Origin of the sequence: Proteiniclasticum sp. C24MP (assembly GCF_043951855.1) — a bacterium.
Classification (GTDB): Bacteria; Bacillota; Clostridia; order Clostridiales; family Clostridiaceae; genus Proteiniclasticum.
Window position 1 is genome coordinate 1 of sequence record NZ_JBINJW010000040.1, and the last position, 12721, is coordinate 12721.

The 12721-nt window shown below is 39.7% G+C and carries 7 protein-coding genes, 1 tRNA gene and 1 pseudogene; 3 read left to right on the forward strand and 6 right to left on the reverse strand.

Features of this window, described 5'->3' with window-relative positions; all coding sequences use genetic code 11:
* Positions 1–307, reverse strand: a pseudogene (locus ACHAL6_RS14995) (MerR family transcriptional regulator); the annotation flags it as partial.
* Between the two features lie 254 nt (positions 308–561).
* Here ACHAL6_RS14995 and ACHAL6_RS15000 point away from each other — a divergent pair.
* The gene (locus tag ACHAL6_RS15000) at positions 562–2148 is read left to right on the forward strand and encodes an SH3 domain-containing protein (protein ID WP_395271469.1); all 1587 of its coding nucleotides are present in this window, start codon (positions 562–564) and stop codon (positions 2146–2148) included.
* A gap of 153 nt (positions 2149–2301) precedes the next feature.
* On the opposite strand, the gene ACHAL6_RS15005 is transcribed toward ACHAL6_RS15000, so the two are convergent.
* Positions 2302–3129: a phosphatase PAP2 family protein gene (locus ACHAL6_RS15005; protein ID WP_395271470.1), complete on the reverse strand. Its 828-nt coding sequence runs from the start codon at positions 3127–3129 to the stop codon at positions 2302–2304.
* Positions 3130–3512: 383 nt separating this feature from the next.
* On the opposite strand from ACHAL6_RS15005, the gene ACHAL6_RS15010 reads away from it, so the two are divergent.
* Positions 3513–5420, forward strand: coding sequence for a heavy metal translocating P-type ATPase (locus ACHAL6_RS15010; protein WP_395271471.1), 1908 nt, complete (start codon positions 3513–3515; stop codon positions 5418–5420).
* A 95-nt stretch (positions 5421–5515) separates the two neighbouring features.
* Here ACHAL6_RS15010 and ACHAL6_RS15015 read toward each other — a convergent pair whose 3' ends face one another.
* From ACHAL6_RS15015 to ACHAL6_RS15030, 4 genes are all read right to left on the reverse strand, one after another.
* On the reverse strand, positions 5516–8083 hold the full coding sequence (locus ACHAL6_RS15015) for an SNF2-related protein (protein WP_395271472.1): 2568 nt from the start codon (positions 8081–8083) through the stop codon (positions 5516–5518).
* Positions 8073–9293, reverse strand: coding sequence for a hypothetical protein (locus tag ACHAL6_RS15020; protein ID WP_395271473.1), 1221 nt, complete (start codon positions 9291–9293; stop codon positions 8073–8075). The genes ACHAL6_RS15015 and ACHAL6_RS15020 overlap by 11 nt, the downstream gene beginning before the upstream one ends.
* Before the next feature lie 2 nt (positions 9294–9295).
* On the reverse strand, positions 9296–11278 hold the full coding sequence (locus ACHAL6_RS15025; protein ID WP_395271474.1) for a hypothetical protein: 1983 nt from the start codon (positions 11276–11278) through the stop codon (positions 9296–9298).
* A gap of 181 nt (positions 11279–11459) precedes the next feature.
* Positions 11460–11546, reverse strand: a tRNA-Leu gene (locus ACHAL6_RS15030).
* A gap of 179 nt (positions 11547–11725) precedes the next feature.
* Here ACHAL6_RS15030 and glsA point away from each other — a divergent pair.
* On the forward strand, positions 11726–12643 hold the full coding sequence (glsA, locus tag ACHAL6_RS15035; RefSeq protein WP_395271475.1) for a glutaminase A: 918 nt from the start codon (positions 11726–11728) through the stop codon (positions 12641–12643).
* Positions 12644–12721 lie beyond the last annotated feature (78 nt).

The window sequence follows — 12721 nt, forward strand, 5'->3', positions numbered from 1 at the left end:
CTATATCAGTAATAATATCAAAGGAGTACCCCTTAGCAATCATGTAGGTTTTTACATTCTCTATCTGCCTCTCAAGGTCATCTTTTTGTTTACAAGAACTCACCCTGCAGTATCCTATTATCCTTCTATTTTTAACTTCAACACCTCTTATGCCTAAGAAATGATTTAGCTGTTCCTGAGAATAGTATCTGTAGCCAGTTGGAGATATATGGTGTGGTTTAAACAAGTCTTTTTTATCCCATTCTCTTCATGTTTGAGCATTTTTACCTATTAGCTCTGCAAATTCACCAATCGTATAATACTTCATATAGTTAGTCTCTTTCTTCTAGCATAACCTAAACATTGAAGTAATTAAATATATTTATATAAACTCTTGTAATGTTATAGTCACTGTTATTTTGCATCCCGTTTGTATTGAGTATAGTATAGTGGATAGATATAGGGAAATCAAATTTACATTCCAAGAAATCGTGAAATTTCAGGAAACCGTGTAACCACGGCCATTTGAGGGTATAATGATACTAGAATGGAATGAAATATATGAGAAGGAATGTGAATGAAATGCTGAATAGGAAACTTAAAAAACTCATTGCGAAGATCACCCTGCTGTCTTTACTGGCAGCATCCTCTCCTGTGGTGTTGTCGACGCCCTTCGGGTCTCCGCTCAGTCAGGAGCCCTTTATGGTCATGGCTGCGGAGACTGGTACAGTGACTGTAACCTGTAGTGCCCTCTGGACCTACAGCAGAGCCGCCTGGTCTGCAAAAATCGAAGTGGTCGGGAAGGGAGCTTCCTTTACAGTTGTCGATAAAGTCACAGTGGATGGCAGGCAGATGTATAAACTGGATAACGGGCGATACATCACGGCGAATACCGCCTATGTCTCCTTCAAAGCCGCAGGCACCGCGCCGGCACCTTCTGCGCCAGCAGCCACCGGCGAGATGGTCACCACGGCGAATCTCTATATGAGATCCGGTCCTGGAACCAGCTACAGTAGCATCCGAATCATTCCCAATGGAGCCAGAGTGACGGTATCGGAAAGCGAAAATGGATGGTATAAGGTCACCTACGGCGGATCCACGGGATGGTCCTCAGGGAATTACCTGAAGAGCGTATCCACAGCACAGCCGGCGCCGGCGCCAGCACCTTCTAAGCCCGTAAGCAGCAGTCAGATGACGACCACTGCGAATCTCTATATGAGAACGGGCCCTGGAACCACCTACAGCAGCGTCAGAATCATTCCATCGGGCGCAAAGGTCACTGCCTATGAAACCAGAGACGGATGGGTCAAGGTAAGCTATGGCGGTTCCACAGGATGGTCCTCAGGAAAGTACCTGAAGGCTGTGGCGGCGACAGCGCCTCCTCAAGCTGAAGTCAGCACCAGTTACATGAAAACCACGGTGAATCTCAATATGAGAGCAGGGGTGGGTACGTCCTACAGTGTTCTGGCCACCATGCCATCAGGCACCGTTGTACCCGTATCCGGTTCATCAGGCGGATGGTATAAGGTGACCTATAACGGAAAGACAGGCTGGGCTTCAGGAACCTATCTGAAGGCTGTGGCGAACTACAGCGAGAAGGTGCTTGACCTTCCCTACATCAACCAGTACAGTCCCGTCTATGCACCCATGGGATGCGAGGGAGCAAGTCTTCTCATGGGGCTTCAATACAAAGGCAGCACCAGTGCAGGGCTCAAGGAATTCCTCGAGAACATGCCCAAGACGGAGCGAAATCCCTTCGGCGGATTCGCCAGCACTCCGTTTGCAGTGGTCAAGGGCGAACCGGAAATTTTCCAGTCCATCTTCCCCGAAGCGCTGACTGCCTATGGAAAGAAGTATGATGAGAATGTGGTGAATATTTCAGGCTATACCACCGCCCAGCTGAAGGCTGAAATCGACAAGGGGAACCCTGTGGTTGCCTACGTCACCACAAGAGACTATGAAGCGCCCAAGTGGAAAGAGTATGACATGGGAGAAGCAGGCATCGTGAATATCGTGGACAACATGCATGTCATGGTTCTTACAGGATATAATTCGGAAGGGGATTATCATGTGACAGACCCTGCCAGCAGCAGAAACAAGTACTGGGTATCCAAAGAAAAGTTTGAAGCTTCCTACAATGCTCTGAAATGGGCAGTGGTGGTGCGATAAGACACATGGGAGCACTCAGGAACGTATAAATCAGATAGAGAAGATTAAAAACAAGTCGCCATGACCATCAGAAATCTGATGCATCATGGCGGCTTTTCTCGTTGAACGATGGCGGATGTGGATTCTCCTTTTCGAGCACGTCAGCCCGTAAAGCTACAGCCTTACTTTTCTGAAGAACCATGGATAGAGACCGATGGCCACAAAGGTCACCAGGAAGTAGCGGATGAAATCGAAGAGATTCGTTTCCGGGAAGACCACATCCAGGCCTTCTTTGATGAGAAGAACAAGCGTGAGGCCCAGCAGTACACGCAGCACCTTTCTTAAGAGGGTGCCATCGGTGGAGAATTTCACTTTCTTCTTTTCCAGGAGAATCCCCAGGAAGAATCCCATGTAGGAAGCCAGAGACTTGATGAAGTCTGTGGACTGGGCGAAAAAAAGCGCAGGCAGAAAAAGGACAAGGACAAGGAGATAGAGTTTCAGCGGATCCATCTTCCGGATCAGCCTGGCGCAGAGAACTGCCGTAAGAAGTCCCAGCAGAATGCCCACCAGGGCGTCTTTCGGATAATGAACCCCTAGATAGAGCCTGGATACGCCCACGAGCATCATCAGCGTCATGGTGAGGAGCGTGACCCATCTGTTTCTCTGGTGCAGCGAAAATGCGCCTGCAGCAGCCCCCGCACTCTGGCTGTGTCCACTGGGAAAGGATTTTCCCGTCGCCGTTTCCGGCCCTAAGGTTCTTATGCCTTCTTCTCCGATGGGTCGCTTGAAAGAGAAAAGATCCTTCATGGAGTTGTTCAGAAGATAACTTGTGAACATCGTGAAGGCTAGCACTTGGCCGAATTTCTTGTCCAGGGTCCAGTAGATGATGGCAAGAAGGGGGATGATGAAGGTTTCTTCTCCCAGTATGGTGATGCCTTCGAAGAGTGTGTCCAGAAAAGGACTATGTATGCTTTGAATGACGCGCAGAATTTCAAGTTCCATATGATTCCTCCAGATAAAATGTATTCTACCTCTACTATAGGGTGTCTGGTGGCGGCAGTAAAGAAAAAGACGCCACCAGCATGAATTTCCGGATTTCACGTTTCTGTAAAGATGGAACCGTCAAACTGCCTTTTCGGAAAGGGGCTGTGGTGAGGGGGCATCTTCTGAAGTTATTGAGAATGAGAGTCAGTATCATTTATTAATAATTATTATTATTTTATAATCATTCTATTTACAAAATATTTAAACTGATGTATGATAGAAATGAGTAAAAGCCAGTGATATCAATGTGTTGAGAAGAATTCTCAATTAGAGAATAGGAAGCAAAAGAGAGCGTATAGGATAATAATCAGGATTTTAAACGGAACGAAGGAGATGATGAAATGATTGCTAGTGTAAAAAGAGAAGAAAGAAAAACCCTGTATGATGGGATGAAACCGCATGTGGAACTCATAGCGGCAGGACTCAGCGGGGTACTGATTCTGATCGGATGGTACTTGCTGAATCAGGAAGTGGATACCGCTGCTGCAGTGATCTTTGTCTCTTCCTTCGTCATCGGCGGATATGCCAAAGCGAAGCAGGGCATCGAGGATACCATCGCCACGAAGAAGCTCAATGTGGAGCTTCTCATGATTCTTGCAGCCATCGGTTCCGCACTCATCGGATACTGGATGGAAGGTGCGATTCTCATCTTCATCTTCGGTTTGAGCGGAGCCCTTGAAACCTACACCATGAACAAGAGTCACAGAGAAATATCTTCTCTTATGGATCTTCAGCCGGAAGAAGCCACGAGGATTGTGGGAGAAAAGGAAGAGGTTGTGGCGGTGGGCGAACTGGTCATCGGAGATCTTCTGCTCATTAAGCCGGGGGAAAGAATTCCTGCTGATGGGAAGATCGTCAGCGGACAGACCAATATCGATGAATCGGCCATTTCAGGAGAAGCTGTGCCTGTTTCCAAGTCCAGAGAGGATGAAGTCTTTGCAAGCACGGTGAATCTAAGAGGAACCATCACGGTGGAGATGACCAAATCCAGTGATGAGACACTTTTCCATAAGATCATAGAACTGGTCCAGTCGGCGCAGAGCGAAAAATCTCCTTCCCAGCAGTTCATTGAACGTTTTGAGGGACCCTATGTAAGAACCGTGCTGATTGTGGTGGCACTGATGATGTTCGTACCTCATTATGCGCTCGGGTGGAGCTGGAACGAGACCTGGTACAGAGCCATGGTGCTTCTCGTGGTGGCTTCTCCCTGTGCACTGGTGGCATCGGTGACCCCAGCCACCTTGTCCGCCATCAGTAACGGTGCGAGAAACGGGATCCTTTTCAAAGGAGGTGTCCATCTGGAGAACATCGGACGCATCAAAGTCATCGCTTTTGACAAGACCGGAACCCTGACCAAAGGAAAACCCGAAGTGACGGATGTCTTGGTCCGGGAGGGACTGACCAGAGAACATCTCCTTTCCCATGTGGCGGAAATAGAAAGATACTCCAATCATCCTCTGGCAGGAGCAGTGGTGGAGTATGTTTCCAGCCAGGTGAAGAATCCTTCTTCCAGCAAGGTGGAAGATATGGAAGACATCGCAGGATTCGGTGTACGCGGAAACTTCTGCGGAATCGAATGGAAAGTCGGTAAATCGGAGTTTGTGGGGAAAGAGGAAGCGGAAGCGTTTCATGATGAGATCATGAAGAAACTTTCCGATGAAGGAAAGACCGTGATCTTCGCCAGAGATGGAGAAGGAATCGCGGGACTCATCGCACTGAAAGACGTAGTCCGGGAAGAGGCTGTGGAAGCCATCGGTACACTTCAGGCTGCCGGAATCAAAACGGTCATGCTTACAGGAGACCATGAGAGAACAGCGGCGGCCATTGCGAAGGAAAGCGGCATCGACAGGTTCACTGCACATTGCCTGCCGGAATCGAAAGCGGAAGCCATCAAAAAGCTGCAGGAAGAATTCGGCATGGTGGCCATGGTGGGAGACGGCATCAACGATGCACCTGCGCTGGCTACAGCAACCGTGGGTATCTCCATGGGAGAAGGAAGCGATGTGGCGCTGGAAACCGCAGATGTGGTACTGATGAAGAATCATCTGCCGCTCATCGCCCAGACCGTAAAGCTCTCCACAAGGATGAACCGGATTGTGAAGCAGAACATCGTCTTTTCCATCACAGTCATCATGCTCCTCATCGCATCCAATTTTCTTCAGGTGGTGACACTGCCTCTTGGGGTAGTCTTTCATGAAGGAAGCACGATTCTTGTGATCCTCAATGGACTCAGACTTCTGAAGATTTAGAGAAGCATATTAGCGAAATATATAAGTAGGAGAGAACCCTATATCTGGGGTTCTCTCCTGTACTTATAGAAATAATGGTGTTTTTCAAATAAGGTTTATAAATTTAATCCGGTAAATATCAAATCTAGATCTTCTTGAGGTGTTGATACAGTTTCTAACGTATTGTTTTCAATAGCATCTAGCATGATATTCTCTTTATCTTGTAGACGAATCAAAATTTGTTCATCAAGCGAATATAATTCGTTATAAATTGTTGTGTACTCTTCTTGTAAATAATAGTACTGTGTATATTGTCCATCTAGTAAACCAAGGCGATGAATACGGTCTTTTGATTGGAGATGATGTACTAGATTATAACTATATTCATAGTAAATGGCATCATGACAAGTTTTGTGAAGTGAAACTGATTCTGCCAGTGTGTGTGGATTAGTTATTAATACATCCAATTCTTTTTCACGAAACTTATTAAGCAGATTTTGTCTTTCATCCATTGTAGTAGCTCCATAGATACAACCAACACGAAGTCCATTACTTTCTAGTTTTTGTGCAATTCTATGTATAGAATCGATAAAGATACACCATATGATTGAAGTTTTTCCTTCATTATACAAAGACATTGCTGTATCAATGCAAATATTAAACTTCGAAGTATAATCAACCTTATTTATAAGCTCCAATACTTCATCAGAATAGTCGATGTAATCTATATCATCTATTTGTAGTGAAATATCCAGGATATCTCCAAAATCAGATAAATCAATAGTTTTCAATAACATTTTAGGATTAGATGACAGTTGCAGCAGTCTTATAATGAGTGCAAACTTATTCTTAGAATATTTAAGACATAAAATATGAAATAATTTATTCTCTTCAGTACTAGCAGTAACTTTATAAATATTATCAGTATTTGCTTCTGGAACGTTCAACTGCTTTTTTGTTGTGCGACAGAAAAATGGCTGTATTTTCTGATTAATCACCTCAATATCACTAGCTGATGGATTCTTTAATTCTTGAATACTAAAACCGAAAAAATCATTATATTCGTCGTGATATAATATATCTAGTAAGTTATATATATCAGTATAAGAATTTGGGATAGGTGTTCCTGTCAAAGCAATTGTATACATAGCATTTCTGGAAAGTTCGATTGATTTTGCTGCATTACTACCTGAAATGGCCTTAACTTTATGCACTTCATCAAAAACCAATAGGGTCTTTGAATCAACTAGTTTGATACATTCTGTAATATATGATCTTAAAGACTCATAGTTTAACAGAACTAAATTGGCACTTCCTGATTCAAATAGTAGAGCAGTTTTACGCTCGCTTTTTGATTTGTACTTTTGATCTTGAATATTAAACAATTTCAGTATCAAATTTTCGCCAAAACATAGATTGAATTCATCAGACCAAGAACCAAAGGAGTTTTTTGGGCCAACCATAACAATTTTATTCACTAAACCTTTGGCATATAAATAAGCAAAAACGCCAAGAACAGATGCTGTTTTTCCTGAACCAGGTACAGAAAAGTTGCTAGCTTTCTTCATCGTACACATAAAGAATGAGTCCCACATTTGCTTATCTCTTAATTTTCTAATGAAGACAGAGTCTACGATTGCTTTATATTCAAGGTATTTATCAATGACCTCTTCATTATAATTTTTTATAGATATTCCTAGATTTGCTCTTTTTTTAATGTGCATCTCTCGAGAAATAATATAGTTTCTTAGTCTTGTTGTTGTAAAAAATCTATAGTTTCTTTTTTTTGCATCATTTTCTAGAATAGTTATTATTCGTTTGAAATCAGGATAAGTTAATGTCTGCTTAAAAAATAGAGTGTTATTGAGAATTTCTGAACTAGTAACATATCTTTTCAACTTTAATTTATATACTGAATTATTGATAATACAAGTAGGGTCAATCTTGAAATGTAAACACAATGTTGAATCAAAATCTAATATTATACAATTTTTCTCTAATTCAACAGAATCCATAATTAAATTTCCCTTATTGAACTTTGAAATTTCGCTGTATACAACTTCGTCTATCTCTTTAACAAAAATACTATCATAATCATTATTCCATAATTTATCGAATGTCTTTTGGCTTCTTGTAATTTTTGAATAATCAAAGGATGAGGACTGCCAACTACAGGTGATATCAAATGATTCATAGTTTTTTTCGAATGCAGCAGTAGTTTCATTATTTGATCCTCTAAAACAGATAACATTACCAAATTCATCTTCTGCAATACCAAATTTATCATGAAATATTCCATCAGTGGTAAATGCAATTTTAATCTCTATCACTCCAACAGATATTAAAAAAGCGAGATTTGATATATTTCTTTCTTCTTCAAGTGACAACGATTCTCTTAAACTCTCAATCAGAGACTCATTGATTGTGTGTTTTAAATCATTTCCCAACTTTATTTGCTCATAATCTTCTCTCGAGAGTTGTGAGGATATAATTAATCTGTATATGTGACCTTTTTTTGCGAAATATTCTAATCCACTTGCATAACTGGCTAGAGCATTTGCAGAGAAATATGCAGTTGCCCTATCGTATTTGATACTCTTGGAAAGGACTGGAGAATAAAAATTCTCGCCAATATTATCCTCATATGAAGAGTATGTGGATTTAAGATTTAGTTCAGTAAACATCCAAATCGCCTCGGATTGAATCTAATATTTCTTGGATTTTATCGAGTTTATTGCGAACATCATCTTTCTGTTCATCGCTCAACTTTTTGAAAATATTAGTATCAATAGTATCAAGAATTTCAAATGCTTTCTCTGCTTGTTGAGCTGGTCTATTTCTTGTAGCATCTCCATCAGCTTTACTAACCCATTTTTCTGTTGAGTGAGCGAAGGCTTCTCTTAGGACATCATCAGTTCTGATTTTATTGTTTATGATTTTATCAGTGACTATGTCATGTTCTTCCAATATGTCACATACTTTTTCTGTTGTCTCAAGTTGTTCCGCTAGATAATCATCCAAAAATTTATCATTAGAAGCTATTTTTTTTATCTTACGTATGTAACGAGTCATATCACCATGTGGCTGCATCAGAAAATTTGCAAATACGACATTTTTCAAATCTTCTTTTCTATTAATATCTTTACATTGTTTAAGAATTGTGGTTAGTTCTTTAAGAGGGTCATTAAGGTTCATAGTTCTAGCAAGGTGAAATTGTTTTGGAGCATTAATAAAGTCTAGGTATTCAACCATGAGCTTTGCTTTTTCTACTTCTCTTTGAATATCTGACTCAGACTGGTTCACGCTGTCAGAGTATTCTTTGATAGTGAGCAAACCTTTGTCTACAATATCATTGTAAATACCTACAAGTCTGTCAATTGGATTATAATCAACTGGCTTATCTATCCCATGTTGAATCATAAGTTCTAATAGCTTTATCTGTTTTTCGTTATTTTTAATATCATGATTTAAAACTACTGCTTCAAAATATTGAGTTTTACCTGTCTTCTCTTGAATATTTCGTAAACATGTGAATCTTCGATTACCATCAATAATTCGTCCATCGCTTAATACAACACCAGCTTCTTGTTGACCAATAAGTTCAATGTTGTTTTGAGTCTTTTTTATTGCATCAGGATTACTATTTATTATGAAATCCTGAATTATAGAATTATATTCATCTTTTTCTTTTGCTTCTAATTTTTCATTGGGATTTTCAGACTTAAATTGACTTATCCATGTTGCGATGCGATCGTTCTGGTCATTATAGCGAAGCAAATCTAATTTGATTTTGTATACGCTATATACCTTTGAATGATTATCTATGGATAATTTCTTAGTATTCTCAGTAAGCAGAACAGCATTAATCTTAGATCCTTGGGTAAGAAGATTCATTGTTATACCTCCTCAAAGTATTCATCATAATCAAGATATATTTTTTCGGATATTAAATCATAGTACATTTGTGTATCAAAAAGAAATGTTCGTAAATAAGAAGGACTAATTGCTATCCCATAATTTTCATATAATAAATTAATAAGATCATATATATCAATACTTCTCAGTTGGGATACAAGATATTCAATGAAATCTTGCATTGTTGCATCTTTTTTAGACTTTCTGAACAAATATGTATTTGCAACCTTGCGTGACTGTATTTTTTTACTTTGCTTTAGAATAGAATAATAAAATGTTTCTTCAAATCCAAGTTCGTCTAATGGTATTTTAAAACCATTATATCGTAATGACTTGAGCGTGAAATAAGACTCATCATCGACATATCTATTAATTATATCTATAAACTCGTTCAAATGCTTTTTATGTATGCCATTCTTTTTTAATGAGGATATTCTAATAAATCTTTGCGGTGAGTACTCAATAATATCAAAGACTGCAACTTTTTGACTTAGTGATATTTGTACTTGAGAGATATTCCAAATATCATCTGAAACATGGAAGGTATTATTTTTCCAAATGGTTTTATCCAGACAATTAAATAGAGATTTATATTTATCTGAGTAAATAATAGAACTGGTTATCTTGTAACCCAATTTCTTTAAATTCTCCTTTGACATATATTCTTTATATAGTTTGCCTACTTTTCTTTTGAATAATTTCTCAACTTCATAAGTGAAGTACCATGGATTTGATAACTCGTTTGATAGTTTCTCAAATTGCTTATCCGTTAAAGATCGTGTTGTGGTGTCATACATTCCATCTCTCAGAAAATGAGAAACTTCTGGCAATAAAGTATTTCTGGTACTATTAACTTTCATACCATAAATCTGTTCATATTTTTGAACTAAATCATTTCCTGAAATTGGAGATGATTTCTTTAGTAAATCAATTAGCTGCTTCTTTGCATCACCATTACCAAAACGTAAAAAAGGTGGAGTTGAATATTGAATACGATATTTGTCAGTGATATCAGGATACTTTTTTAATAAGTTATAGAGTTCATACGAATTTAATATATCATATTCACTTATAATTTCTTTATATGAAATAAAAATAATATCTGATGATATGTATTGGTTGTTGTAAGATCTGAGCTTAAGACGATTAAATAATCTATAATCCTTTGTTTTATTTGATTGTCGATATCTTAAGTATTTTCCTTTTCCCCAAATGATATGTTCCTGTGACAACATCATTTTAAAAAAACGAGGGTGATTAATAACTAGACCAACAGGGATAGGTTGTATTAATGTTATGAATTCTAAATAGGATTTGAAAAAGTCATAGATACTAATACTCGATTTAATATCTTTTAATAATTTCATAGAGACTTCTTCTGGAGAAAAACCAATAGTTTCATCTCCAACTCTTATACCTTCTGTTTTTATCAACTCAATTACTGCATTCCGTAAACTTTGAGGTTGAGTTATATCATAGCGGATTTCTCTCCAGTCCTGCCTGCCTTTCTTGCAAACTTCTTTCAAATAAAAATAGGTGCTTGTAGCTTCTGAAAAGATGGTAGTGAAGCTGTTTAGATCAAATTTATAGCTGCGAAAAATTTTTTTATACTTATCTTCATCAATTACTGGGCGGTTTTTCAGAAATGATCTGATAATCACCTTTATTTCACTACTTGTTATCCCCACATCTTTAATTCCATTGAAATACCGATGAACAGCTAGTCTGATGTCTTCATTTTTGATTTGGTCGATCATATTCGATAATGTTTTTGGACAAAGCGAAATGCCTTCGGGAGTATAAATAATTTGGCCAAGAGTCAATAGTTGAGACAAGGCATCATCAATATCATTCGAAGAATATTTCTTTAAACGTGTGGCATTCTTTAGTTTAAATAAGCTGATGCTTTTATTAAAATCATTTAAATATTCAATTATTATATCTTTAGCACCATATTCTGTCAAAATACACCTCCGAATTTCAAATACATATCCGTAATAAATAATAATAAACATATACTTTCCATGTTATTGTATCATAGTGAACAGTACCATTGCGAACGATTTCATGAATTTGATAAATCAAACCTGAAAATATATTGTATAAACAGAAAAACCCATAAAACCTTAAGGTTTTATGGGTTGATGGTGCCGGTGGCCGGTCTCGAACCGGCACGGTATCACTACCACGGGATTTTGAGTCCCGCACGTCTGCCAATTCCATCACACCGGCAAAGAGATTTTTTGCTTACTAAAAGATGATACCACAAGAGAGAGGAAGAAATCAATAGAAAAGCGTGGAGGAAAGCCATGAGCACTTCTTCCTCCCAGTTTCTTCAAATGGGTTGAAAGGATGAAAAAGAGTGGTATCATTATGAATGAGTAATAAAATTGGGGAAGGAAGTTGTTTTCATGGAAGATATTCTAAACAAAGCCTATGAGGAAGGAACGAAGGTGGCTACGCAGGGGAATGTGGCCAGCTATATTCCGGAGCTTGAAAAAGGCAATCCGGAGGATGTGGGATTTGTCATCATGGATCTGAAGGGAAACTACAAGGCCAGAGGACAGTATCTTAAAAGCTTTACGCTGCAGAGCATCACAAAGGTCATCACGCTTCTTCTGGCGCTGGAGGACATCGGTGAGGAAGAGGTGTTCAAGCATGTGCATATGGAGCCAACGGGAGACCCCTTCAACTCCATCATGTCCTTTGAAGTGAAGAATCCGGAGAAGCCTTTCAATCCCATGATCAATGCAGGCGCCATGGTGGTGACCTCCCTGATTCATGGAGAAGAGAAGAAGGAGAAGATCCAGAGGATTCTGGAGTTCACAAGTCTTCTCACAGGCAATCTGGAAACCCGCTATGACAGAACGGTGTATGAGTCTGAAAAGGCCACGGGAAACAGAAACAGAAGCCTGGCCTATTTCATGAAGAGTACAGGCATCATGAAGGGAGACCCCGAAGAGATTCTGGACCTCTACTTCATGCAGTGTTCCATCCTCGGCAACTGCAAAGACATCGCCACCATCGGTGCGGTGCTTGCTGGAAACGGGATTCACCCTGAAACAGGAGAAAGAGTCATCCGGAAAGAGAATGCGAGAATCGTGAAGACCATCATGACCACCTGCGGCATGTATGACGCTTCCGGAGAATTTGCCGTTTCCTGCGGCGTGCCAGCCAAGTCTGGTGTGGGGGGAGGCATTCTCGGTGCGGTCCCCGGCAGATGCGGCATCGGTACCTTCGGACCGGCTCTGGATGCCAAGGGCAATTCCACAGCAGGGATCAGAATGATGGAATATCTTTCACGCAAACTGGATCTGAGTATTTTCTGATGAAACAGATCCAGCATACAGGTGTATGCGAAATAGGAATCTTAAGGAAAGATTCCTATTTTTTTCGCCCTTTAGTCG

Excerpts from the sequence above, each read along its gene's own strand:
- ACHAL6_RS15000 (WP_395271469.1), top strand. The coding sequence starts at position 562 with ATGCTGAATAGGAAACTTAAAAAACTCATTGCGAAGATCACCCTGCTG.
- ACHAL6_RS15005 (WP_395271470.1), bottom strand. The coding sequence starts at position 3,129 with ATGGAACTTGAAATTCTGCGCGTCATTCAAAGCATACATAGTCCTTTT.
- ACHAL6_RS15010 (WP_395271471.1), top strand. The coding sequence starts at position 3,513 with ATGATTGCTAGTGTAAAAAGAGAAGAAAGAAAAACCCTGTATGATGGG.
- ACHAL6_RS15015 (WP_395271472.1), bottom strand. The coding sequence starts at position 8,083 with ATGTTTACTGAACTAAATCTTAAATCCACATACTCTTCATATGAGGAT.
- ACHAL6_RS15020 (WP_395271473.1), bottom strand. The coding sequence starts at position 9,293 with ATGAATCTTCTTACCCAAGGATCTAAGATTAATGCTGTTCTGCTTACT.
- glsA (WP_395271475.1), top strand. The coding sequence starts at position 11,726 with ATGGAAGATATTCTAAACAAAGCCTATGAGGAAGGAACGAAGGTGGCT.